The following is a 24,516-nucleotide window of genomic DNA, read 5'->3' as shown; positions in this document are numbered from 1 at the left end:
CAGCAACGGCCCGGAGGGTGGCGGGCAGGACGCCCGCCATAAACTGCCAGGCATCAAATAAAGTGAAGAAGCCCATCCTGCCGGATGAGCTTTTTTGCGTCTGTGCGGGAAGAAAACCGCCGGATGCGGCGTGCCGCCTTATCCGGCCTACAGGGGTTGGGCTGAACGTATTTTGTAGGCCTGATAAGCGCAGCGCATCAGGCAACGCGGCGGTACATTGCCGGATGCGGCGTAACAGCCTTAATCGGCCAACAAAAGCACACTGTCTCGATCTACTACACGGAACTCTCCCTCGAACATATCTGAATCCTTTCTCTGCTAATTAAAATCGTGATCTTTACCGCACAATAAGATATAACAATTATATAACATTCTGTTCACCAAAAAACACACAACCATCATTGATAAATTCACGCGATTGTTGGCAGGGGTACAATTCTAATGGCTGATAGTAGTGTAACTGAGAACGGGGCGCTGGCAGACGGCGATACCCGCCGTCGTATATGGGCGATTGTCGGAGCATCATCAGGGAATCTGGTCGAATGGTTTGATTTCTATATCTATTCATTCTGCTCTCTTTATTTTGCTCATATCTTTTTTCCATCAGGAAATACCACCACACAACTCTTACAAACCGCCGGCGTTTTTGCCGCTGGCTTCTTGATGCGACCAATTGGAGGCTGGCTGTTTGGCCGTATCGCGGATAAGCACGGGCGTAAAAAGTCAATGTTGCTGTCCGTTTGTATGATGTGCATGGGATCGTTGGTGATCGCTTGTCTACCGGGATATGAAACTATCGGTACCTGGGCGCCTGCGCTATTACTGCTGGCAAGGCTATTCCAGGGGTTATCTGTCGGTGGTGAATACGGAACCAGCGCGACCTATATGAGTGAAGTCGCCGTTGAAGGTAAGAAAGGTTTTTATGCTTCATTCCAGTACGTAACGTTAATCGGCGGACAGTTACTGGCATTACTGGTTGTGGTCATATTACAGCACACGTTAGAAGACTCAGCGCTCAGAGAGTGGGGTTGGCGTATTCCATTTGCGTTGGGCGCCGTGCTGGCTATTGTTGCGCTATGGCTGCGTCGCCAACTGGATGAAACCTCGAAACAGGATGTTCGCGCGCTGAAAGAAGCGGGTTCCCTGAAAGGTCTGTGGCGTAATCGCAAAGCTTTTGTCATGGTGCTTGGTTTTACCGCCGCGGGATCATTGTGTTTTTATACGTTCACAACCTATATGCAGAAGTACCTGGTTAACACAGCCGGTATGCATGCCAACGTAGCCAGCGGGATTATGACGGCGGCACTGTGTGTGTTCATGCTGGTACAACCGCTGTTCGGCGCCTTGTCTGATAAAATTGGCCGACGTACTTCAATGCTGTGTTTTGGCGCGTTGGCCGCGATTTTCACCGTTCCCATTCTGACAGCATTGCAAAGCGTAACATCCCCGTATATGGCGTTTGCTCTGGTGATGTGTGCCCTGTTAATCGTCAGTTTCTATACGTCAATTAGCGGTATTCTGAAGGCCGAAATGTTCCCGGCACAGGTACGCGCTCTGGGGGTCGGCTTATCTTATGCGGTGGCCAATGCGCTGTTTGGCGGTTCAGCCGAATATGTCGCGTTGTCCCTGAAGTCTGTCGGTATGGAAACGACATTCTTCTGGTACGTCACTGCGCTGGCAGTCGTTGCGTTTTTAGTATCGCTAATGCTGCATGGGAAAGGGAAAGGTCTGCGCCTCTAGTAATGTGCCAGTTGCCAGACCGCATAGCCGGTAGATGCGCCTGCAACATCCCAGGCGAAGTCCTTCCAGCTCCAGCCGCTCCCAGCGGGACGGCTGTCCCACAGCTCTTTTGATGCACCCAGGCTGACTGAGAACATCAGGCCGATAGCCGCACTGCGATCGCGGCTGTTGCCCTGATGTTGGGCATATTCATTGCCGGCTGCGGCAAGCATGGCGGAGGCGATGAAGTGTTGAGCTTTGTCTTGCCCGCTCCACTGGTCGTTAGCCATATGGCTGCAGCCCGAAATGGCAAGGATACTGGTAAGAATGAACAGGCGCACCGTTGCCTCCATATGAAAAACCCCGTCACTGGACGGGGTCTTGATTACAGAATACGGCTAATTAATCTGTCGATACGAATACGGCGTAGTCGACGGATGAGCTTACGCACTTTGACTGGATAGTCAGCAATGCTTTGCAGGTCGCGATAGTGCTTAACGACGGTAGTATGCGTACGGATAAGCTCCAGCTCTTTATCGCGCTGAGGGGTGAGCTCTTGCTTAGGATCGTGGATAAGGATGGCGTTTTCCAGATCCAGACGCCAGGCACGAGGGTTAAGGTTGTTGCCGGTGAGCAGCATCCATTTATCATCAACCCACATACCTTTCAGATGATAGGTATTGTCATCATCTTTCCATAAGCGCACGACCAACTGGTCGGTATTCACGTAATACTGCAATCTGCTCAAGAAACGGCGCAGATTTATTTCATACAGATAAGGCAGCGCACCGATGATCTTGAATGGCTCATCTTCCGGGATGAAAAAGTCGTTGGCGGTTTTATCACCGACAATGATTTCAACCTTTTTCCCTTCACGCAGCAGTTGAATGATATTGCGCACCAGTATGGCGGGAAGGTTGAAATAAGGGGTACAGATTGTAAGCTTGTGCTCCGCGCAGGGCATAAGATGGAAAATGGTCTTATTTAACAGACTGGATTTCCCAAGGCCCACCAGAGGCGTAACCGAAAGCTGTTCGTTATCAGCATCACCCTGAAAATGGAATGACGCATCGCGCAGTTCCTGACGGTACAGGCGGATGTCGTTTTTAATTTCTGGGCTTTTAGGGCGGTTGATATCATCAAGACGGTTAACGCCGCGACCGTTCATCAGGTTTTGCGTCACCCAATCGAACATGATATCGGCCATTTGCGCGTTGCGAATCAACTGATAACGGTCATAGCGATATTTATCATGCTGATGCAGGTAAACATCGTTCAGACTGGCCCCGCTGTACAGGACGCTGTCATCAATGATAAAGCCTTTGAAATGCAGGACGCCAAGCGCTTCGCGGGTGTTAATCGGAACGCCATAGACAGGAATATCGATACCAGGGTTTTCTTGCGCCATTCGGCAATACCAGTCAGCATTGGTATTGGATGCCGCAGCACCAATACGACCGCGCTGGGCTCGGTGCCAGTCGACAAGCACCCGGACATCCAGCTCAGGACGCTGCCGTTTTGCCGCATAGAGAGCGTCAAGTATGCCTTTACCACCGTCATCCTGTTCCAGGTACAGCGCAATAATGCAGATCCGTCGCGTCGCGCTGGCTATTTTTTCCAGCAGAGTCTCCCTGAAATTAGCGGGAGCATAAAAGAAATCTACATCATCAACTGACTGAGAAATCTTGGGTAGTTGGGCAAGGTGTTGTTGATGTTTATTACGCTTAAATTTTGACAACATCACAGTGCATTTCTTCTCTGTTCATTGAAGGGTCCTCTGTGCTATGCAGACGACATAAGCGGGCAATGATACCACCAGTACCCATTAATGTGGTCAACATTTCCAGTACCTTACTCACGATTCCTCACATTGGGCCAGATTAAGCGTTAGCCCAACAATTCCCTCTTCGAGCTGGACGTCAACAACAAACCCGAGTTTTCGGGCCAGGGCGACCATCCCACGATTGTTCGGCATCGTAATACCATTCAAACGTATAAGTCCGTGATCTCGAGTATAGGCAATTAATTTTTCCATCAATCGGCGACCCAGTCCAAGCCCTTTGAGATCGGAACGAACCAGTACGGCAAACTCAGCGTCTACGTTATCAGGATCCGAGATTGCTCGCGTTACGCCGAGGATCTCTTCGTGATTATCTTTACAACGCACCGCAACAAAGGCCATTTCCCGATCGTAGTCGATCTGCGTCATATTGGCTAAATCTTCGTGGGTAAATTCGTTGATCTCACTGAAATAGCGATAATAAAGATCTTCTTTTGTCACCTGAGAAATGAACTGCTGAAGATGAGGTTCATCCTCCGGCAAAATGGGGCGGAACAGACAGCGCTCGCCGTTCTTCAACTCCACCCACTCTTCAAGCTGATGAGGGTAGGGACGTACAGCCAGTCTGCTTTCGTTATCTCCCGTGAAAGGGGCAATATCCAGCGTAACGTCCAGCGCGGTAAATTCTCCGGCCGAGGCCAGCAGCGGATGAATATCCAGACGCTGAATTTCCGGGCAATCGACGATCAGGTTGGAGACCTGCACCAGAAGTTGGCTCAACCCGGCGATATCCAAAGGGCGCAGTGCGCTGCGCGCGCGGATCTTTTTATTTTTGATCCCCTGGATCACCAGATAACGCGCCAGATTCATGTTCAATGGCGGCAATGCCACCACGGCTTGCTCTTCCGGTCGCCACTCAACACCACCTTCACCCAGCATAATCAACGGGCCAAATACCGGGTCGTGTTCAACGACGACACGAAGCTCCTGAGCGCCGGCGCGATTCGCCATACTTTGCACTAATAAGCCGTGAATGCGTGCCTGCGGCCAGGCCATTTTTACCCGATCGAAAATTGCATTGGCGGCCTGCTGCACTTCAGTGGCTGTACGCAGGTAGAGCATCACCCCCTGAACTTCTGATTTATGCGGAATATCAGGAGAACGCAGCTTGAGCGCCACCGGGTAGCCGATTTGCTCCGCGATGTGTACGGCTTCCGCGCTGTCGCTGGCGATCCACGTTGGCAGCGTGTGTAAGCCATAAGCCTGTAAAATCGGCTGCACTTCATGGGTATCAAGCGATGTCGCTCCTTCAGCAATCGCCCGCTGTAACAGATTATGCGCTTCGGCAGTGTTGGAGGTCAGGCTGTCAGGCAGCGCAGGCGTTTCCCGCAGCTGCTTCTGGTTTCGCCGATACTCCACCATATGCATAAATGCGGTGATGGTACCTTCCGGCGTGCGGTAGGTGGGCAGTCCGGCTTCGCTAAACAGTCTGCGGGCTTCCTGAGAGGAAAACTCTCCGCACCAGTTGGTCAGCAACGAGACGAATTTTCCTCGGGGGTGATGCTTTACCGCTTCAATCAATGCCTGTGCGCTTTCGGTTCCGGGAGCGGCTGCGCTGGGGGAGTGAATTACCATCAGCGCGTCGAAATCCTGGCTGGCGAGCAAAATATCCAGCGTCTTAACGTAGTGTTCGCTGCTGGCGTCATCACGCAGATCCAGCGGGTTGGCGATATCAACATGTTCAGGCAACGCATCGCGTAATTTCTGGCAGGTGTCTTCACTCAACGTCGCCAACTTGCCATTTTTTGACCACAGTTCATCTAATGCCAGTGCGGCAGGCGCGGCCCCATTGCTGATGATCATCAGCCTGTCGCCACGTAGTGGACGCATGTGGCTCAGGGTTTCGACTGCCGAAAACAGCTCGTGAGTGTCTTGCACGCGTAATAAACCGGCACGCTGAATAGCGGCATCCCACGCAGGGTCCATCCCGGCGCTGGTATGCAGTAAACGCTGCGCCGCTGGACTACGACCGCTCTTAATCACCAAAATAGGTTTATTGCGCGAGGCGCTGCGGGCGGCGGAAACAAAGCGTCGGGCATCACTTAAATGTTCGAGATACAGCAATATCGCGCTGGTTTTGCTGTCGCGCGCCAGGTAATCCAGCAGCTCATCAACGTCGATATCCAGGCTATCACCCAGCGCGATAAAGTAAGAAAAGCCCATTTCTCTCTGCTGTGCCCAGTCGAGTATGGTATTGGATACGGCAGCGGATTGAGAGATAAAAGCCAGCTTGCCGCGCTTAATCGGGACGGGGGAAAAGCTGGCGTTAAGCCCTTGCCAGGGCGCGAGAAGTCCCAGGCTGTTGGGGCCCAGCAAACGTATGTTGTAGCGTGATGCGCAGGCCAGCAGCTCTGCGTGCTGCGCCGCGGGAGCTGAGAGAATAATGCAGGTTTTACAGCCTTTCTCGCCAAGCGCTTCGAGTAACGCCAGGTTACGGCTGGCATTGGTGCACAACACGGCGAGATCCGGGCTAAAGGGCAGGCTGTTGATATTGGGCCATGCCAGTACGCCCAACACCGCTTTCCATGCGGGCGTCACCGGTAAAACAGGTCCATTGAAACCGCCGGCAAGCAGGTTACGCATCATCAGGTAACCCGCGCGATTAGGCTTCATTGACGCCCCAATCACCGCAATGGATTTCGGTCGCAGTAGTGCTTCCAGACCACGCTGACTCATATCGGCTTCCTTAATGACACCAGTGACCGAATGATTTTAAACGTTTTCTGAGGAATCTGCTGTGACGCTTCCCTGATGTTGAGTTTTTCCTGCCAGGTAGCGGGTTTTAAAGCGAGTGAAATGATCGCTTAACCCTTCTGCGGCTTGCGTATCTCCCGCCAGATCCAACAAGGCGATGGCCACTTCGGCAGTGCAATATTGCCCTTCAGCGTGAACGCCACGCAGGTGGTAAGCAGAAAGGCGTGATAAATCAACGGAGATCACCGGTAGGTTATCGAGGTACGGGCTTTTGCGGAACATTTTACGCGCCTCAGGCCAGGTGCCGTCGAGCATGATAAACAATGGGGGCTTACCGGCTGGTGGCGTGAAAATCACTTCACGCTCTTCACCCGCATAGGAGGCTGGGAATACAACCATCGGCTGGTAATCCGGATTTTTCACCAGTTCCAGCAGCGCCTGCGGCGGCTCGGTGCGTGACCACTGAAAAGCCGTGGTATCGGGCAGAATATCAGCAATCAAACGCCCCGTGTTGCTGGGCTTCATCGGCTCGGTATCAAACATCACCAGACAAAAGCGACTTTTTGCCTCAGAGGGTGCCAGCGTTGCGCACAAGCAGAGTTTCTGCGGCAGCAGGCAGCGCTGACAGCGGCGAACGCGATTACCTCGGGCAAGGAAAGGACGCGTGGCGCGCGCGAGGCGCTCAGCGCGTAACTGAAGAACAGCGTTATCGGTCATGGGGAAACACGTTGAAAAACGCTATTGTCGCAGAGGTGAAAACGGGGCACAAGATGCGCCCCGTAGAGATTATAATGATTCGTTAAGCCAGCTATCAAACGGGGCTTTTGGTACAGCGCCGTTAAGCATGTCGACGATTTCCCCTTTTTTGAAAATCATAATGGTCGGAATGCTGCGGATACCGAAACGGGCGCTGAGTTCACGCTCGGCTTCCGTATTCACTTTAACAAAACGCACTTTACCGCTACGCTCTTCCGCGACATCTTCAAAAATCGGGGCGAAGTTACGACATGGACCACACCAGGGGGCCCAAAAGTCAACGACCACCGGGAGATCGTCTTTTAACAGTTTATCCAGTGTCTCACCGGTCGCATTGATCACCTCCCCATCAAACAGGTCGTGACCACAGCGTCCGCATTTAGCCGCTTCCTGGACACGATCGTCGGGGATGCGGTTGATAGCCTGGCAGCTGGTACAAACGGTATTCATAACTAACCTCTGGATGAGTGGAGTGGACTTCACGGCAGGAACGCCAGTATGTTTCTATTATGTTACATATTATCGGGGAGTCTGTTCTAAACAACAATGCGTTTTATTCAATGAGTACAATAGTCCTTAGCTTTTAAATGAAATAATGGCTAACGACGTGCACATCGGGTAATCTGCGCGCTTCGCGCAGAGCAGGTGGAGAAAAACATGAGCGACGAACTGAAGAACAAAAACGGCAAGGTCAAAGTGATGTACGTCCGCAGTGACGATGACTCGGATAAACGCACCCAAAATCCACGTACTGGCAAAGGCGGCGGTCGCCCCGGTACTTCCCGAGCCGAAGGCGGTCGTCGCCCTGCCCGTGATGACCGAAAGGGTCCGAACAGCGAACGCGGTCGTGAACGTGGTCGTGACCGCGATGTAGAACGTGACCGCAGACGTGAAGATTCACCGTGGCGTACCGTGTCCCGCGCACCGAATGATGACGCAGCGGATAAAGCCGATCACGGCGGTATTAGCGGTAAGAGCTTTATCGATCCTGAAGTATTACGCCGTCAGCGTGCGGAAGAAACCCGCGTTTACGGTGAGAATGCCTGTCAGGCTCTGTTCCAGAGTCGTCCGGACGCCATCGTCCGCGCCTGGTTTGTTCAGAGCGTAACCCCGCGCTTTAAAGAAGCATTACGCTGGATGGCGGCAAACCGAAAAGCCTATCACGTGGTTGACGAAGCCGAGCTGGCGAAAGCCTCTGGCACAGAACACCACGGTGGCGTCTGTTTCCTGATCAAAAAACGTAACGGTACTACCGTTAAGCAGTGGGTCGGTCAGGCAGGGGCGCAGGATTGTGTGCTGGCACTGGAAGATATCGCTAACCCGCATAACCTGGGCGGAATGATGCGTAGCTGCGCCCACTTTGGTGTGAAAGGCGTGGTGGTACAGGACGCGGCGCTGCTGGAATCAGGTGCGGCAATCCGTACCGCTGAAGGTGGTGCAGAGCACGTTCAGCCGATTACCGGCGACAGCATTGTTGATGTGCTGGACGACTTCCGCCAGGCGGGTTACACGGTTGTGATGACCTCAAGCGCGAAAGGCAAACCGCTGTTTACTACCACGCTGCCGGAAAAAATGGTGCTGGTATTAGGGCGTGAGCGTGAAGCTCTGCCAGAAGCAGCATGCTCAGCCGACGATCTGTGCATAGCGATTGACGGCACTGGCAAGGTAGAAACGCTCAACGTTTCTGTGGCAACAGGCGTGCTGCTCGCGGAGTGGTGGCGTCAAAACAAAGCCTGATAATAAAAATGCCAGCGAATCGCTGGCATTTTTTTACTCGCTTTCTGCGGGTAATACCGGCATCCAGTCAATTGGCTTTTCACCTCGTTGTTCCAGCCATTCATTCGCCAGTACAAAGTGATTGCAGCCAAAGAAACCGCGATGCGCAGAGAGCGGTGATGGGTGGGGCGCTTTCAACACATGGTGACGCTGCGTATCAATAATCGCGCCTTTCTTCTGTGCGTGAGAACCCCAGAGCAGGAAAACCACACCTTCCCGATGTTGGTTAATCAGACTGATGACTTTATCGGTAAATGTTTCCCACCCAAGGCTGGCGTGAGAATGTGCCTGGCCGGCGCGGACGGTGAGTACGGTGTTGAGTAACAGTACCCCCTGGCGTGCCCAGCTTTCCAGATATCCGTGCGTTGGGCGCGTGAAGCCTGGAATCGTTGCCTCCAGCTCTTTGTACATGTTCAGCAACGAGGGTGGAGTGGCAATGCCGGGGCGAACAGAGAACGCGAGACCGTGTGCCTGGCCTGGACCGTGGTAAGGATCCTGACCCAGGATAACGACTTTCACGTCACCAAGCTCGGTAAAGCGAAAAGCGTTAAACACATCTTTTTGCGGTGGATAAATTGTCATACCTGACTGACGCTCGCCGGCAACAGTATGCAGTGTGTTAACAAAATAAGGCTGCTGTTTCTCTTCAGCCAGCACATCGTGCCAGGTTAATTCGGTGGCCATCTCGCTCTCCTGCGAATTTTCAATCCCCCTAGCTTAACTGCTTCTTTCGACGTCGCAAAATTCTGTACGTTACTCAATGGTCTACCCCTTAAAGATAGTTGAAAATTTATGTAAAAAGTTTAGCTGTGCACATGGCGTAAGTTGATGTAAAACAATAAAATCCACCTATCACTACTTTCCATGCGTGGTTTTTGTTGATTTAAATCAAAGATTCAAGGATGTGTGAGGGGTATATATACACTCAAGCAACAATGGTTTTACCAATTGGCCGGATGACGGCCAACCGAGATCAAATAATTTTGCCGGGGAGGCATCAAATGATTACAGGTATCCAGATTACTAAAGCTGCAAACGACGACCTGCTGAACTCTTTCTGGCTGCTGGACAGCGAAAAAGGCGAAGCTCGCTGCATCGTTGCGAAAGCAGGTTTCAATGCTGATGAAGTCGTTGCAGTCAGCAAACTGGGCGAAATCGAATACCGTGAAGTACCGGTAGACGTACAGCCGGAAGTCCGCGTGGAAGGTGGTCAGCACCTGAACGTGAACGTTCTGCGTCGCGAAACGCTGGAAGATGCAGTTAAGCATCCGGAAAAATATCCGCAACTGACCATCCGTGTTTCTGGTTATGCAGTGCGTTTCAACTCTCTGACCCCAGAACAGCAGCGCGACGTTATTGCTCGTACCTTTACTGAGAGCCTGTAAGGCTCACGGGGAATAACCCCGTTTAGTAGAGAATCAAAAAGTGGAAGATGCCAGTGCGTCTTCCGCTTTTTTGCATCTGTTAGTAAAAGATCCTCACCGCGCAATACACCAACAGCAGCGCCAGAATGATATTCAACTGTCGACCGTAACGGCGAAAAACGCGCTGAAAAAGATGGCCCGACAGCGCCCAGCAGGCATTCCCGAAGGTGCCGATCAGGGCTAACAGAATACTCACCCCAATCAGCCAGTGGGCGTCCTGAGTGTACGGTAATACGAACGTGGATAACGCGGTAATGCCGTACAAAATGATTTTCACGTTAACAAACTGCAAGCCAAAACTTGCCCAGAAGCTAATCGGCTCTGACTGCAATCTATCGTTCGAGGTCGGGCTGGTGGCGATCTTCAGCGCCAGCCACAGGATATAAGCGGCCCCAGCCCAACTAAGCCAATGGATGATGGCTGGATCCATGACCGCCAGTGAAAATGAAATCCCGGCGCACATCATCATGACGATTAAAAAGCCCAGACTCATTCCGGCCAGTACGCGTGTACTCTGACGAAAACCGTGTGACGTCGCGGCGCTGAGCGCAAGGATGTTGTTAGGTCCGGGGGTTAGCGCGGTAATCAATGTATAGGTCCAGAATGCACTTAAAAGCGTGGGGGTCACTTGTTATCTCCTCTGTTTTGGTAGACAGTACCCGAGGCAAAACATTAAAAAAAATGAATGTTTTTGCATTCTGAGTTCGATATTTTCGATGGGTTGGTGCGGATGGATTTACGTCGGTTTATTACGCTAAAAACGGTGGTGGAAGAGGGTTCATTTCTGCGGGCATCACAAAAACTGTGCTGTACGCAATCAACGGTTACCTTTCATATTCAACAGCTTGAGCAAGAGCTTTCGGTGCAGTTGTTTGAAAAAATTGGTCGCCGGATGTGTCTCACCAGTGAGGGAAAACGGCTGATGCCGCATATCCATGACCTGACGCGCGTGATGGCATCGATTCGACAGTCGGCACATCAGGATGCGCAGCCGAGCGGCGATCTACGTGTCGCAACAGGTGAAACGCTGCTGGCGTATAAAATGCCGCAGGTTTTACAGCGATTTAAACAACGTGCGCCCCATGTGCGGCTGTCTTTACAGTCGCTCAACTGTTATGTCATTCGCGATGCGTTGCTCAGTGACGAGGTCGATCTGGGGGTCTTTTATCGGGTGGGTAATGACGATGCCCTGGAGTTGATGCCGCTTGGCGATCAGTCACTGGCATTAGTTGCTTCGCCACTGCTTCAGCACGTTGATTTTACTCAGCATAACCAGCACATTCCCTGCAGTTTTATCATTAATGAGCCGCAATGTATTTTCAGACAACGCTTCGAGGGGCTACTGCGTAAACGACAGATTACGCTGGAAAATACCATTGAGTTATGGAGCATTGAAAGTATTAAGCAGTGCGTATCGGCAAATCTTGGGATCAGCTTTTTGCCGCATTTTGCCGTCGAGAAGGAGTTACGTTCAGGGGAGTTGATTGAATTACCGTTCAGTGAACAACCTGAGTTAATTACGGCATTGTGTGGTTATCATGCCGGAAAAGTCGTTAGTCCGGCGATGCGGGTGTTTCTTGAGTGCATTGAAGAGAGTTTTGCATCACGTGAAAAAATGCCGGGCTAAATGGCCCGGCATTCGGTTTACTCTTTGTCGGACTGCTGGGTAGCAGCGCCGCTCGGCTTACGACGTTTGCCGATATTTTTGGCGTCGCGGTGACGTTTTTTCACCCGCGGCTTCTCTTTCTCTTTCGCCTTTTTCTCAGCGCGCTTCGCCAGCACTTTCTTGGAGGGCTTACCGTTAGATTTCTCACTTGGCGCGCGCGTGGTTGGACGCAGTTCGTCAATGACGCGAGCTTTCAGCGGTTCGTCAATATAGCGGCTCGCTTTGCCGAGCAGCAGGTGGTCGTGCGCTTCAACCAAAGAGATCGCAGTGCCTTTACGGCCAGCACGACCGGTACGGCCAATACGGTGCAGATAGGCATCGCCACTGCGCGGCATGTCGAAGTTAAACACGTGGCTGACGTCAGGAATATCGATCCCGCGAGCGGCGACGTCGGTTGCTACCAGCACGTTCACACGACCATCGGTCAGGCGTTTGATCGCTTCGTTACGTTTGTTCTGCACCATCTCGCCTTCGAGATAGCAGTTATTAATGCCCGCCTGTCGCAGCCAGCCTGCCAGTTCGTGCACACGCTCACGTTTGCGTACGAAGACAATCGAGCGAGTCGCTTCCGGCTGTTTTAACAGGTGGATCAGCATGGCAGTTTTGTGCTCGATGTCATCGGCACGGTAGTAAAACTGATGGATCTTCTTGCGTTCGCGGGTGGACGGGTCCGCTGAGACTTCGACCGGGTCTTCCAACAGACGCTCGGCAAAATCTTTAATCGCATCGCCTTCCAGCGTGGCGGAAAACAGCATGGTTTGCTTACGCCAGCGTGTTTCACCGGCGATATGCTCGATGTCCTGGGCAAAGCCCATGTCCAGCATACGGTCTGCTTCATCGAGAATTAGCGTTTCAACCGCATGGCAGTCGAAGTTTTCTTCTTTAATGTATTGCAGCAGTCGACCCGTGGTGGCGACCACGATGTCCTGGTTTTCGCTAAAGACTTCCATGTGGTTCATGTAAGCCACGCCGCCGGTAATCGTAGCGATATCCAGATGCGTATTCTTCGCCAGTTCACGAGCGTGTTCGGCAACCTGCATCGCCAGTTCGCGCGTTGGCGTCAGGATTAAAATGCGCGGCGGACCAGATTTCTTGCGCGGGAAGTCGAGCAGGTGCTGCAACGCTGGCAGCAAATATGCCGCCGTTTTACCGGTGCCTGTCGGCGCAGAACCGAGTACATCACGGCCATCGAGCGCAGGCGGAATGGCGGCAGCCTGAATGGCGGTCGGGCGAGTGAAACCTTTTTCCTGGAGGGCATCCAGAAGGCTTTCATCGAGTTCAAGTTCGGAAAAAGTCGTTACAGTCATGTTCTACCTCTGAGTGGGGCGCTGATTATAGACGTTACGGCTGCAATCTTCATCTGTTTGTATGGATATACCTTCTCAGGTATTGTTTTTATCCTATGTTATCGTTTTTTTTCCAGGAAGGTTGTTCTTCATGCCCCAGTCTACATCCGTACTGAGACGTAATGGATTTACTTTTAAGCAGTTTTTTGTGGCACACGATCGCTGTGCAATGAAAGTCGGAACAGACGGCATTTTATTGGGGGCCTGGGCCCCCGTTGCGGGCGTAAAGCGGATCCTGGATATTGGTACCGGGAGTGGCCTGTTGGCGCTGATGTTGGCCCAGCGCACTGATGAAAACGTCATCATTGACGCCGTGGAGCTTGATGTCGATGCCGCGCAGCAGGCGCAGGAGAACATCGCGCAATCTCCGTGGATGTATCGCGTGAGTGTTCATACAGAAGATGCGCAGCAGTGGATACCGCGTCAGACCGTGCGTTTTGATTTGATAATCAGCAACCCTCCCTATTATGAACAGGGCGTGGAATGTGCTACACCGCAGCGCGAGCAGGCGCGCTATACCACCACGCTCGATCACCAGGCGTTGCTTACGCTGGCGGCGGACAGCATTACGGAAGAAGGTTTTTTTTGTGTCGTGCTGCCGGAACAGATTGGGAACGCGTTTACCCAGCAGGCATTAAGTATGGGCTGGCATCTGCGATTACGTACGGATGTAGCAGAAACGGAAGCCCGACTACCGCATCGGGTATTGCTGGCATTCTCCCCGCAGGCCGGGGAGTGCTTTAGCGACAGGCTGGTGATTCGTGGGCCAGACCAACGTTACTCTGAAGGTTACACGGCGCTGACCCAGGCGTTTTACCTGTTTATGTGATGACTTAGCGGCGAGAGAATGGACGGGCCGGCTTCTGGAAGCTGCTCTGGGTAATCCAGCGTGTAGTGCAGGCCCCGACTCTCTTTGCGCATCATTGCGCAGCGGACAATCAGCTCGGCAACCTGTACCAGATTGCGCAGTTCCAACAAATTGTTCGACACGCGGAAATGGGCGTAATACTCGTCGATTTCCTGTTGCAGCATGGTGATACGGCGCAGAGCGCGCTCCAGGCGCTTGGTCGTACGCACAATACCGACGTAATCCCACATAAACAGCCGCAGCTCATGCCAGTTATGCTGGATAACTACCAACTCATCCGGATTTTCTACCCGGCTTTCATCCCAGCCCGGGAGCGTGCTAACGCCGCGAGCATAAGGCATGCGCCTGTCGATATCTTCAGCCGCGGACCAGCCATAAACCAGACACTCCAGCAATGAGTTCGATGCCATCCGGTTGGCGCCATGCAGGCCGGTGTAACTCACTTCGCCGATCGCATACAGCCCGTCGACATCGGTACGGCCAAAGTCATCCACCATCACACCGCCGCAGGTATAGTGCGCGGCAGGCACGATGGGAACCGGCTCTTTGGTTAAATCAATGCCCAATCCCAGCAACTTTTCATAAATCATCGGGAAATGCTGACGAACAAATTCTTCCGGCTTATGGCTGATATCGAGGAACATGCAATCTGCACCAAGGCGCTTCATTTCATGATCAATGGCGCGGGCGACAATATCGCGGGGAGCCAGTTCGCCACGTTCGTCAAAATCGGGCATAAAGCGTGAACCGTCCGGGCGCTTCAGGTGCGCGCCTTCGCCGCGCAGCGCTTCGGTCAGCAGAAAATTGCGCGCCTGCGGATGATACAGCGCTGTCGGGTGAAACTGGTTAAACTCCAGGTTGGCGACGCGACATCCCGCGCGCCAGGCCATTGCAATCCCGTCACCCGAGGAAATATCCGGATTGGTGGTGTATTGATACACCTTTGACGCGCCGCCGGTGGCCAACACTACCGACTTCGCATGGCAGGTTTCGACGGCTTCTTTATTACGATTCCAGATCCATGCGCCGACAACCCGACGCGTTCCCGGCAGACCGATTTTATCGGAGACAATTAGGTCGACGGCGTTGCTACGCTCAAGAACCCGGATATTGGGGTGATTTTGTGCCTGGCTGACGAGGGTGGTTTCGACTTCTTTGCCGGTAGCATCCGCAGCGTGCAGGATGCGTCGATGGCTGTGACCGCCTTCACGGGTCAGGTGATAGCTCTCTTCGCCGTTAGGCTGAACCTGTGTATCGAATAAGACGCCCTGATCGATAAGCCATTGAACGCAGGTGCGAGCATTGCTGGCGACAAATTCAACCGCATGGCGATCGCACAGCCCGGCCCCGGCAATCAGCGTATCTTCAACGTGGGAGTCGATACTGTCGGTTTCATCGAAAACCGCGGCAATACCCCCCTGGGCATAAAATGTCGAGCCTTCGCTGACCGGCCCTTTGCTCAGGACAATAACCTGATGTTTTTCAGCCAGGCGCAGCGCCAGTGAGAGTCCGGCAGCCCCGCTGCCAATGATCAGCACGTCACAGGATAATTCAGGAGTCGTATTCATGATGTTTGTTTAATTTACTAAACAGTGTTTGGTCACCATAGCATCACATTGCGCGATACTGCACGTTTTATTTTTAAATGTGTTGCAATGACTAAACATGAAGGAAAAGCATGATGAGGGCGAAATAGGCAAAAATATTTTGTGAAGCAGGCCGTTAGCATCAGATTATGTGATGAAATAAAGTGCCCGTTGGGTTACTCTGCAAGCGGTGAAATGGGCATTTCTGTACAGATAGTGCGTTGATCGGGTTATGTAGACTTATAATGAGAGATAAGACCTGTCTACAACATGACAAACAAAAAACAATGCGTAACGGAACTTTACGAAACTTGAGCACTCTAAGCATTTGCTTGCTCATAGTGAAGCTGATGGAGTGGCGTTTCGAAAGCGCGTGGAAATTTGGTTTGGGGAGACTTTACCTCGGATGAGCGAGCAGTTAACGGACCAGGTCCTGGTAGAACGGGTCCAGAAGGGAGATCAGAAAGCCTTTAACCTACTGGTAGTGCGCTATCAGCATAAGGTGGCGAGTCTGGTTTCTCGCTATGTACCGTCGGGTGATGTACCCGATGTAGTACAAGAAGCATTTATCAAAGCCTATCGTGCGCTGGACTCGTTCCGGGGAGATAGTGCTTTTTATACCTGGCTGTATCGTATTGCAGTCAATACAGCGAAGAATTACCTGGTCGCTCAGGGGCGTCGTCCACCTTCCAGTGATATAGATGCGATTGAAGCAGAAAATTACGAAAGTGGCGGAGCACTGAAAGAAATTTCGAACCCTGAGAACTTAATGTTGTCAGAAGAACTGAGACAGATAGTTTTCCGAACTATTGAGTCCCTCCCGGAAGATTTACGCATGGCAATAACCTTGCGGGAGCTGGATGGCCTGAGCTATGAAGAGATAGCCGCTATCATGGATTGTCCGGTAGGTACGGTGCGTTCACGTATCTTCCGAGCGAGGGAAGCTATTGATAATAAAGTTCAACCGCTTATCAGGCGTTGACGATAGCGGGATACTGGAAAAGGTATTAGGCATGCAGAAAGAGAAACTTTCCGCTTTAATGGATGGCGAAACGCTGGATACTGAGTTACTCAAAGAGCTAACTCACGACCCGGAAATGCAAAAAACCTGGGAGAGTTATCACCTGATTCGCGATTCCATGCGAGGTGATACCGCCGACGTTCTCCATTTCGATATTTCCGCCCGCGTAATGGCCGCCATCCAGGATGAGCCAGTACGTCAGACGGCGCCATTGATTCCTGAGGCCCAGCCAGCACCGCACCAGTGGCAGAAAATGCCATTCTGGAAGAAAATGCGTCCGTGGGCCGCGCAGCTTACCCAAATGGGTGTGGCCGCGTGCGTATCACTTGCAGTTATCGTTGGCGTCCAGCACTATAATGGACAATCTGAAACGTCCCAGCAGCCCGAAACACCGGTATTTAATACATTACCGATGATGGGCAAAGCCAGTCCGGTAAGCCTGGGTGTACCTTCTGACGCGACGGCCAGCGGCGGTCAACAACAGCAGGTACAGGAGCAGCGTCGTCGTATTAATGCCATGTTGCAGGATTACGAATTGCAACGTCGACTGCACTCTGAACAGCTTCAGTTTGAGCAGGCCCAAACACAGCAAGCCGCTGTGCAGGTGCCAGGAATTCAAACTTTAGGAACGCAATCGCAGTAATGAAGCAACTTTGGTTTGCCATGTCACTTGTGGCTGGTAGCCTGTTCTTCTCTGTAAACGCCTCGGCCAATCCTGCGTCCGGGGCGTTGTTGCAGCAGATGAATCTGGCCAGCCAGTCGCTAACCTATGAGCTGTCATTTGTCAGCATCAATAAGCAGGGTGTTGAATCCCTACGTTATCGTCATGCCCGCCAGGATAACCGTCCACTCGCGCAACTATTACAAATGGATGGACCGCGCCGGGAAGTGGTGCAACGCGGCAACGAAATTAGCTATTTTGAGCCTGGTCTCGAACCGTTCACGCTGAACGGCGATTATATCGTTGACTCTCTGCCATCCCTGATTTACACCGATTTCAAACGCCTTGCTCCCTACTATGATTTTATCTCAGTAGGCCGCACCCGTATTGCCGATCGGCTCTGTGAAGTGATCCGCGTTGTGGCGCGTGACGGCACCCGTTACAGCTATATCGTTTGGATGGACACGGAGACCAAACTGCCAATGCGTGTCGATCTCCTCGATCGTGATGGCGAAACGCTGGAACAGTTCCGTGTGATCTCCTTTACCGTGAATAACGGTGTTAGCGACAGCATGCAGACGTTAGCAAAAGCGAATTTACCACCGTTGCTGTCGGTTCCTGCAGGCGAGAAAACCAACTTCAACTGGAGTCCGTCGTGGTTGCCACAAGGTTTCAGTGAGGTCTCAAGCAGTCGACGTCCGCTGCCGACGATGGATAACATGCCGATTGAATCACGCCTTTATTCTGATGGCTTGTTTAGTTTCTCCGTGAACGTAAACCGTGCGACGCAGAACAGCGCCGATCAACTGCTGCGTACTGGCCGCAGAACGGTCAGCACCAGCGTGCGTGATAACGCGGAAATTACGATTGTGGGCGAGCTTCCACCACAAACGGCGAAGCGTATCGCGGACAATATCAAGTTCAGGGCAGCACAATGATTAAAGAGTGGGCGACGGTCGTCTCCTGGCAAAATGGTCTGGCGACGGTCAGCTGTGATGTTAAAGCATCATGTAGCAGCTGTGCTTCCCGGGCCGGATGCGGGAGCCGCGTACTGAACAAACTGGGACCACAGACCACACACACTATCGTGGTGCCCTGCGACGAACCCTTGACCCCTGGTCAAAAAGTTGAACTGGGCATTGCCGAAGGTAGCCTGCTGGGTTCGGCGATGCTGGTCTACATGTCTCCGTTGGCGGGACTGTTTCTTTTCGCGGCGCTGTTCCAGGTGCTGTTTGGTTCCGATCTTGCGGCATTAAGCGGCGCAGTGCTGGGGGGCGTGGGCGGATTCCTGATTGCTCGTGGATACTCTCGTAAGCTTGCTGAGCGCGAAGCCTGGCAGCCGGTCATTCTAAACGTTGCTCTCCCACCCGATCTTATTCGCGTCGAAACCCAGCAGTGATATCTTTGCCTGATGGCGTTGCGCTTATCAGGTCTACAGCGTGCTCAGATGCAGGCGTAGGCCGGATAAGGCGTTTATGCCGCCATCCGGCAAAAGTTTCACCGACTTTGCAAGGTTGTTTCCAGTTCCCGCTATCCTTGCTCTATGAACGTTTCCTCGCCTCAGCGTTGTAGTGTAGAATGCGGCGTTTCACTTAAACAGACGTTAAGCTCAGATCAGCGACTTCTCAGAGCCTGCTCCGGCGGGCGTAAGGCACAATAATTACACTATATGAAGAACATACGTAACTTTTCAATCATAGCTCACATCGACCACGGTAAATCGACGCTGTCTGACCGTATTATCCAGATCTGCGGTGGCCTGTCTGACCGTGAAATGGAAGCGCAGGTTCTCGACTCGATGGATCTTGAGCGTGAGCGCGGTATTACTATCAAAGCGCAGAGCGTGACGCTCGATTTCAAAGCATCTGATGGTGAAACCTATCAGCTTAACTTTATCGACACCCCGGGCCACGTTGACTTCTCGTATGAAGTTTCCCGCTCGCTTGCTGCCTGTGAAGGCGCATTGCTGGTGGTTGATGCCGGACAGGGCGTAGAAGCGCAGACCCTGGCTAACTGCTATACCGCCATGGAAATGGATCTGGAAGTAGTACCGGTACTGAATAAAATTGACCTGCCAGCCGCCGATCCTGAACGCGTAGCGGAAGAGATCGAAGATATCGTCGGTATCGATGCGACAGATGCCGTTCGCTGCTCGGCGAAAACCGGCGTTGGCGTCACTGACGTTCTTGAACGTCTGGTACGCGACATTCCGCCGCCGGAAGGCGATCCGGAAGGCCCATTGCAGGCGCTGATCATCGACTCCTGGTTCGATAACTACCTTGGCGTGGTGTCACTGGTGCGTATTAAAAACGGCACCATGCGTAAAGGCGACAAAATTAAAGTAATGAGCACCGGTCAGGTCTATAACGCTGACCGTCTGGGCATCTTCACGCCAAAACAGGTTGACCGTACCGAGCTGAAATGCGGCGAGGTAGGTTGGTTGGTTTGTGCGATTAAAGACATCCTCGGCGCACCGGTTGGCGATACCCTGACGCAGGCGCGTAACCCGGCAGACAAACCGCTGCCAGGCTTTAAAAAAGTGAAGCCGCAGGTTTACGCCGGTCTGTTCCCGGTGAGCTCTGACGACTATGAAAACTTCCGTGACGCGCTTGGCAAACTGAGCCTGAACGACGCCTCCCTGTTCTACGAACCGGAAAGCTCTACCGCGCTGGGCTTCGGCTTCCGTTGTGGCTTCCTTGGTCTGCTGCACATGGAGATCATTCAGGAACGTCTGGAGCGTGAATACGATCTGGATCTGATCACCACCGCGCCGACCGTAGTCTACGAAGTCGAAACCACGGCGAAAGAGACTATCTACGTCGATAGCCCGTCCAAGCTGCCGCCGCTGAACAACATCTACGAACTGCGTGAGCCGATCGCTGAGTGTCACATGCTGCTGCCGCAGGCTTACCTTGGCAACGTCATCACCCTGTGTATCGAGAAGCGTGGCGTCCAGACCAACATGGTTTACCACGGTAACCAGGTGGCGCTGACGTATGAGATTCCAATGGCGGAAGTCGTACTCGATTTCTTCGACCGTCTGAAGTCGACCTCTCGCGGCTACGCGTCGCTGGACTATAACTTCAAACGCTTCCAGGCGTCTGACATGGTGCGTGTTGATGTCCTTATCAACAACGAACGTGTCGATGCGCTGGCGCTGATTACCCACCGCGACAACTCCCAGAGCCGTGGCCGTGAACTGGTTGAGAAGATGAAAGATCTGATCCCTCGCCAGCAGTTTGATATCGCGATCCAGGCGGCCATTGGTACGCACATCATCGCGCGTTCAACGGTTAAGCAGCTGCGTAAAAACGTTCTGGCGAAATGCTACGGTGGCGATATCAGCCGTAAGAAAAAGCTGCTGCAAAAACAGAAAGAGGGTAAAAAGCGCATGAAGCAGATCGGTAACGTCGAACTGCCGCAGGAAGCGTTCCTCGCCATTCTGCATGTCGGTAAAGACAGCAAATAATCTTAAGGAGTTGGCATGGCGAACATGTTTGCCCTGATTCTGGTGATTGCCACACTGGTGACGGGCATTTTATGGTGCGTAGATAAATTCATCTTCGCGCCAAAGCGCCGGGAGCGTCAGGCAGCAGCGCAAGCTGCTGCAGGTGATTCACTGGATAAAGCTACGCTGAAAAAAGTGGCACCTAAGCCAGGCTGGCTGGAAACCGGGGCGTCCGTTTTCCCGGTACTGGCGATTGTGCTGGTGGTGCGTTCATTTATCTATGAACCATTCCAGATCCCGTCAGGTTCGATGATGCCGACGCTGCTTATCGGTGACTTTATCCTGGTGGAGAAATTCGCCTACGGGATTAAAGATCCGATTTACCAGAAAACGTTGATCGAAACCGGTCATCCGAAACGCGGTGATATCGTGGTGTTTAAATACCCGGAAGATCCGCGTCTGGACTACATTAAACGTGCTGTCGGTTTACCGGGAGACAAAGTAACGTACGATCCAGTGGCGAAAGAGGTGACTATTCAGCCAGGATGCCGTTCCGGTCAGGCGTGTGAAAACGCGCTGCCGGTAACGTACTCTGATGTTCAGCCAAGTGATTTTGTACAGACCTTTGCTCGTCGTAACGGCGGTGAAGCGACCAGCGGCTTCTTTGAAGTTCCGCTGAATGAAACGAAAGAGAACGGTATTCGCCTTTCTGAGCGTAAAGAAACGCTGGGTGAGGTTACGCACCGCATTCTGACCGTGCCGATTGCGCAGGATCAGGTGGGGATGTATTACCGTCAACCTGGTCAGCCGTTGGCAACCTGGATCGTTCCGCCGGGACACTACTTCATGATGGGTGATAACCGTGATAACAGCGCGGACAGCCGTTACTGGGGATTTGTACCGGAAGCGAATCTGGTTGGTAAAGCGACCGCTATCTGGATGAGTTTCGATAAGCAAGAAGGTGAATGGCCGACCGGTGTGCGTTTAAGCCGTATTGGTGGCATTCACTAATCACCGATAATCGTTCACGTTGTCGTCATTACGGCGGCAGCGTGAATTATTTCTCGGATAAATTCCCGCAGACTAACGACATCCCTTGTCGTTGTGTATAGAATATTCCCCCGAAGTTTTAGGTTGGCACCGACAGGTTGCCACGGCACACGAAACAGCGTTGGTTTGTATACAAAAGCATGCAGGCGAAGCCGGATGGCTCAGCGAAATGCGTATATCAGGTCTGTTTCGTGTGCTGAATTGTTGACGCATTCATTTATTGGTATCGCATGAACCCCATCGTAATTAATCGGCTTCAACGGAAGCTGGGCTACACTTTTAATCATCAGGAGCTGTTGCAGCAGGCATTAACTCACCGGAGCGCCAGCAGCAAACATAACGAGCGTTTAGAATTTTTAGGCGACTCTATTTTGAGCTTTGTTATCGCTAATGCGCTGTATCACCGTTTCCCGCGTGTGGATGAAGGTGATATGAGCCGCATGCGCGCGACGCTGGTTCGCGGCAATACGCTGGCTGAATTAGCCCGTGAGTTTGACCTCGGTGAATGTTTACGTTTGGGGCCAGGTGAGCTGAAAAGCGGCGGCTTCCGTCGTGAATCAATCCTGGCGGATACCGTTGAAGCTTTGATCGGCGGCGTCTTCCTCGACAGCGATATTCAAACCGTTGAGCAATTGATCCTGAACTGGTATCAAACTCGTCTGGATGAAATTAGCCCAGGCGACAAACAAAAAGATCCGAAAACGCGCCTGCAGGAATATTTGCAGGGCCGCCACCTGCCTCTGCCGTCTTATTTGGTTGTACAGGTCCGTGGTGAAGCACACGATCAAGAATTTACTATCCACTGCCAGGTCAGCGGCCTGAGTGAACCGGTGGTTGGCACAGGTTCGAGCCGTCGTAAGGCTGAGCAGGCTGCCGCCGAACAGGCGTTGAAAAAACTGGAGCTGGAATGAGCGAAGAGAAAACCTACTGCGGATTTATTGCTATCGTCGGTCGCCCGAACGTCGGCAAATCCACCCTGTTGAATAATCTGCTTGGGCAGAAGATTTCTATTACCTCACGTAAGGCTCAGACAACACGTCACCGTATTGTTGGCATCCATACCGAAGGCGCGTATCAGGCGATTTATGTTGATACCCCGGGTCTGCATATGGAAGAAAAACGGGCTATTAACCGCTTGATGAACAAAGCGGCGAGCAGCTCGATCGGTGATGTTGAACTGGTTATTTTCGTTGTCGAAGGCACCCGCTGGACGCCGGACGACGAAATGGTGCTCAACAAGCTGCGTGATGGCAAAGCCCCGGTTATTCTGGCCGTCAACAAAGTCGACAACGTTCAGGAAAAAGCCGATCTGCTGCCGCACCTGCAGTTCCTGGCAAGCCAGATGAACTTCCTTGATATCGTACCGATTTCTGCCGAAACCGGCTTGAATGTCGATACCGTTGCGGGCATCGTGCGTAAGCATTTGCCGGAAGCTATTCATCACTTCCCGGAAGATTACATCACCGACCGTTCTCAGCGCTTTATGGCCTCTGAAATCATCCGTGAAAAGCTGATGCGTTTTCTGGGTGCTGAACTGCCGTACTCCGTTACCGTGGAGATTGAGCGTTTTATCTCTAACGAGCGCGGTGGCTACGACATCAACGGTCTGATCCTCGTTGAACGTGAAGGGCAGAAGAAGATGGTTATTGGCAACAAAGGGGCCAAGATTAAAACCATCGGCATCGAAGCGCGTAAAGACATGCAGGAGATGTTCGAAGCGCCCGTTCACCTGGAACTGTGGGTGAAAGTGAAATCCGGCTGGGCCGATGACGAACGCGCGCTGCGTAGCCTCGGTTACGGCGACGACCAGTAGTTTTAATACTCTATGGCTTTCGAGGTGCAGGAAGGCGGCAAGTCCGTGAATCCCCGGGAGCTTACTCTCGTAAGTGACTGGGGTGAACGGGCGCAGCCAACGCACCTGCAACTTGAAAGACGACGAGTATTATGATGGAAGGATGGCAACGCGCTTTTGTCCTGCACAGTCGCCCCTGGAGCGAAACCAGTCTCGTGCTGGACGTCTTCACGGAAGAGTCGGGTCGCGTGCGCCTTGTGGCTAAAGGCGCACGTTCCAAACGCTCCAATCTTAAAGGCGCACTCCAGCCTTTTACCCCGTTGTTGCTTCGCTTTGGTGGACGTGGCGAGGTCAAAACCTTGCGCAGCGCCGAAGCCGTTTCTCTGGCACTCCCCCTTAGCGGAATCACGCTGTACAGCGGCTTGTATATTAACGAGCTTATCTCGCGCGTACTCGAATACGAAACCCGCTTTTCTGCACTCTTTTTCGATTACCTGAACTGTATTCAGGCGCTGGCTGGCGCGACGGGTTCGCCAGAACCTGCATTGCGTCGCTTTGAGCTGGCCTTACTTGGTCATCTGGGGTATGGCGTCGATTTTACCCACTGTGCGGGCAGCGGCGAGCCGGTAGACGACACCATGACCTATCGCTACCGGGAAGAAAAAGGGTTTATCGCAAGCGTAGTGATTGATAACGCCACCTTTACCGGACGCCATCTGAAAGCACTCGAATCGCGGGAATTTCCGGATGCTGATACGCTTCGCGCCGCGAAACGCTTTACCCGCATGGCGTTAAAGCCGTATCTTGGTGGTAAGCCCTTAAAGAGCCGCGAATTATTCCGGCAGTTTATGCCGAAGCGAAAATAAAAA

24 protein-coding genes are annotated in these 24,516 nt (G+C 52.5%); 15 read left to right on the top strand and 9 right to left on the bottom strand.

Annotated elements, in window-relative coordinates:
• The first annotated feature begins 441 nt into the window (after positions 1-441).
• Complete coding sequence (locus tag OGX83_RS18240; protein WP_008785510.1) at positions 442-1,740, top strand: MFS transporter; 1,299 nt, start codon at positions 442-444, stop codon at positions 1,738-1,740.
• On the opposite strand, the gene OGX83_RS18235 is transcribed toward OGX83_RS18240, so the two are convergent.
• From OGX83_RS18235 to trxC, 5 genes are all read right to left on the bottom strand, one after another.
• Positions 1,737-2,072, bottom strand: coding sequence for a YfiM family lipoprotein (locus OGX83_RS18235; protein ID WP_153687927.1), 336 nt, complete (start codon positions 2,070-2,072; stop codon positions 1,737-1,739). The two genes, OGX83_RS18240 and OGX83_RS18235, sit on opposite strands and share 4 nt — an antisense overlap.
• A 32-nt stretch (positions 2,073-2,104) precedes the next feature.
• Entirely contained in the window at positions 2,105-3,460 is a 1,356-nt protein-coding gene (gene pssA / locus OGX83_RS18230; RefSeq protein WP_003835350.1) for a CDP-diacylglycerol--serine O-phosphatidyltransferase, read from the bottom strand.
• A 114-nt stretch (positions 3,461-3,574) separates the two neighbouring features.
• Positions 3,575-6,235 carry a bifunctional acetate--CoA ligase family protein/GNAT family N-acetyltransferase gene (locus OGX83_RS18220; RefSeq protein ID WP_204192676.1) on the bottom strand — a complete coding sequence of 887 codons (2,661 nt, stop codon included), beginning with the start codon at positions 6,233-6,235 and terminating at the stop codon, positions 3,575-3,577.
• A gap of 36 nt (positions 6,236-6,271) precedes the next feature.
• A complete protein-coding gene (gene tapT, locus OGX83_RS18215) occupies positions 6,272-6,970 on the bottom strand; it encodes a tRNA-uridine aminocarboxypropyltransferase (protein WP_003835347.1) in 699 nt (232 codons plus the stop codon).
• Between the two features lie 69 nt (positions 6,971-7,039).
• The gene (gene trxC, locus OGX83_RS18210) at positions 7,040-7,459 is read right to left on the bottom strand and encodes a thioredoxin TrxC (RefSeq protein ID WP_008785506.1); all 420 of its coding nucleotides are present in this window, start codon (positions 7,457-7,459) and stop codon (positions 7,040-7,042) included.
• A 207-nt stretch (positions 7,460-7,666) separates the two neighbouring features.
• Between trxC and OGX83_RS18205 the strand changes: the two genes are divergently transcribed.
• Positions 7,667-8,746, top strand: a complete 1,080-nt coding sequence (locus OGX83_RS18205) for a tRNA/rRNA methyltransferase (RefSeq protein WP_020996710.1) — start codon at positions 7,667-7,669, stop codon at positions 8,744-8,746.
• Between the two features lie 33 nt (positions 8,747-8,779).
• On the opposite strand, the gene ung is transcribed toward OGX83_RS18205, so the two are convergent.
• Positions 8,780-9,469, bottom strand: a complete 690-nt coding sequence (ung, locus tag OGX83_RS18200) for a uracil-DNA glycosylase (protein WP_008785504.1) — start codon at positions 9,467-9,469, stop codon at positions 8,780-8,782.
• Positions 9,470-9,786: 317 nt separating this feature from the next.
• On the opposite strand from ung, the gene grcA reads away from it, so the two are divergent.
• Entirely contained in the window at positions 9,787-10,170 is a 384-nt protein-coding gene (gene grcA / locus OGX83_RS18195; RefSeq protein ID WP_003037563.1) for an autonomous glycyl radical cofactor GrcA, read from the top strand.
• A 79-nt stretch (positions 10,171-10,249) separates the two neighbouring features.
• Here the strand turns inward: grcA and eamB are convergent, their stop codons facing one another.
• Complete coding sequence (gene eamB / locus OGX83_RS18190) at positions 10,250-10,837, bottom strand: cysteine/O-acetylserine transporter (protein WP_286588795.1); 588 nt, start codon at positions 10,835-10,837, stop codon at positions 10,250-10,252.
• Between the two features lie 102 nt (positions 10,838-10,939).
• Between eamB and OGX83_RS18185 the strand changes: the two genes are divergently transcribed.
• Positions 10,940-11,836 carry a LysR family transcriptional regulator gene (locus OGX83_RS18185; RefSeq protein WP_111466331.1) on the top strand — a complete coding sequence of 299 codons (897 nt, stop codon included), beginning with the start codon at positions 10,940-10,942 and terminating at the stop codon, positions 11,834-11,836.
• A gap of 17 nt (positions 11,837-11,853) precedes the next feature.
• On the opposite strand, the gene srmB is transcribed toward OGX83_RS18185, so the two are convergent.
• Entirely contained in the window at positions 11,854-13,182 is a 1,329-nt protein-coding gene (srmB, locus tag OGX83_RS18180; RefSeq protein WP_003835340.1) for an ATP-dependent RNA helicase SrmB, read from the bottom strand.
• Between the two features lie 130 nt (positions 13,183-13,312).
• Between srmB and trmN the strand changes: the two genes are divergently transcribed.
• On the top strand, positions 13,313-14,050 hold the full coding sequence (gene trmN / locus OGX83_RS18175; protein WP_057066708.1) for a tRNA(1)(Val) (adenine(37)-N(6))-methyltransferase TrmN: 738 nt from the start codon (positions 13,313-13,315) through the stop codon (positions 14,048-14,050).
• On the opposite strand, the gene nadB is transcribed toward trmN, so the two are convergent.
• Complete coding sequence (gene nadB, locus OGX83_RS18170; protein ID WP_003037572.1) at positions 14,035-15,657, bottom strand: L-aspartate oxidase; 1,623 nt, start codon at positions 15,655-15,657, stop codon at positions 14,035-14,037. The genes trmN and nadB overlap by 16 nt on opposite strands.
• A 263-nt stretch (positions 15,658-15,920) precedes the next feature.
• Between nadB and rseD the strand changes: the two genes are divergently transcribed.
• From rseD to recO, 10 genes are all read left to right on the top strand, one after another.
• A complete protein-coding gene (gene rseD / locus OGX83_RS18165) occupies positions 15,921-16,085 on the top strand; it encodes a rpoE leader peptide RseD (RefSeq protein WP_122973798.1) in 165 nt (54 codons plus the stop codon).
• On the top strand, positions 16,082-16,657 hold the full coding sequence (gene rpoE / locus OGX83_RS18160; protein ID WP_003037573.1) for an RNA polymerase sigma factor RpoE: 576 nt from the start codon (positions 16,082-16,084) through the stop codon (positions 16,655-16,657). Before rseD ends, rpoE begins: the two co-directional genes overlap by 4 nt.
• Before the next feature lie 31 nt (positions 16,658-16,688).
• Positions 16,689-17,339 (top strand): anti-sigma-E factor RseA, encoded by a 651-nt coding sequence (rseA, locus tag OGX83_RS18155; protein WP_008785497.1) that lies wholly within the window; start codon positions 16,689-16,691, stop codon positions 17,337-17,339.
• Positions 17,339-18,295 (top strand): sigma-E factor regulatory protein RseB, encoded by a 957-nt coding sequence (gene rseB, locus OGX83_RS18150; RefSeq protein ID WP_003835334.1) that lies wholly within the window; start codon positions 17,339-17,341, stop codon positions 18,293-18,295. Before rseA ends, rseB begins: the two co-directional genes overlap by 1 nt.
• Positions 18,292-18,756, top strand: a complete 465-nt coding sequence (rseC, locus tag OGX83_RS18145; protein WP_003037576.1) for a SoxR-reducing system protein RseC — start codon at positions 18,292-18,294, stop codon at positions 18,754-18,756. Before rseB ends, rseC begins: the two co-directional genes overlap by 4 nt.
• Before the next feature lie 270 nt (positions 18,757-19,026).
• Positions 19,027-20,826 (top strand): translation elongation factor 4, encoded by a 1,800-nt coding sequence (gene lepA / locus OGX83_RS18140; protein ID WP_003037577.1) that lies wholly within the window; start codon positions 19,027-19,029, stop codon positions 20,824-20,826.
• A gap of 15 nt (positions 20,827-20,841) precedes the next feature.
• Complete coding sequence (lepB, locus tag OGX83_RS18135; protein ID WP_003835329.1) at positions 20,842-21,816, top strand: signal peptidase I; 975 nt, start codon at positions 20,842-20,844, stop codon at positions 21,814-21,816.
• A gap of 269 nt (positions 21,817-22,085) precedes the next feature.
• On the top strand, positions 22,086-22,766 hold the full coding sequence (rnc, locus tag OGX83_RS18130) for a ribonuclease III (RefSeq protein WP_003037579.1): 681 nt from the start codon (positions 22,086-22,088) through the stop codon (positions 22,764-22,766).
• Positions 22,763-23,668 carry a GTPase Era gene (gene era, locus OGX83_RS18125; RefSeq protein ID WP_032937937.1) on the top strand — a complete coding sequence of 302 codons (906 nt, stop codon included), beginning with the start codon at positions 22,763-22,765 and terminating at the stop codon, positions 23,666-23,668. Before rnc ends, era begins: the two co-directional genes overlap by 4 nt.
• A gap of 134 nt (positions 23,669-23,802) precedes the next feature.
• Positions 23,803-24,513 (top strand): DNA repair protein RecO, encoded by a 711-nt coding sequence (gene recO / locus OGX83_RS18120; RefSeq protein ID WP_008785495.1) that lies wholly within the window; start codon positions 23,803-23,805, stop codon positions 24,511-24,513.
• Positions 24,514-24,516 lie beyond the last annotated feature (3 nt).

The sequence above is a fragment of the Citrobacter sp. Cpo074 genome (assembly GCF_030332745.1).
GTDB classification, from domain to species: Bacteria; Pseudomonadota; Gammaproteobacteria; order Enterobacterales; family Enterobacteriaceae; genus Citrobacter; species Citrobacter portucalensis.
Note: the sequence above shows the minus strand (reverse complement) of the source record. Positions and strands in the feature narration are given on the sequence as shown.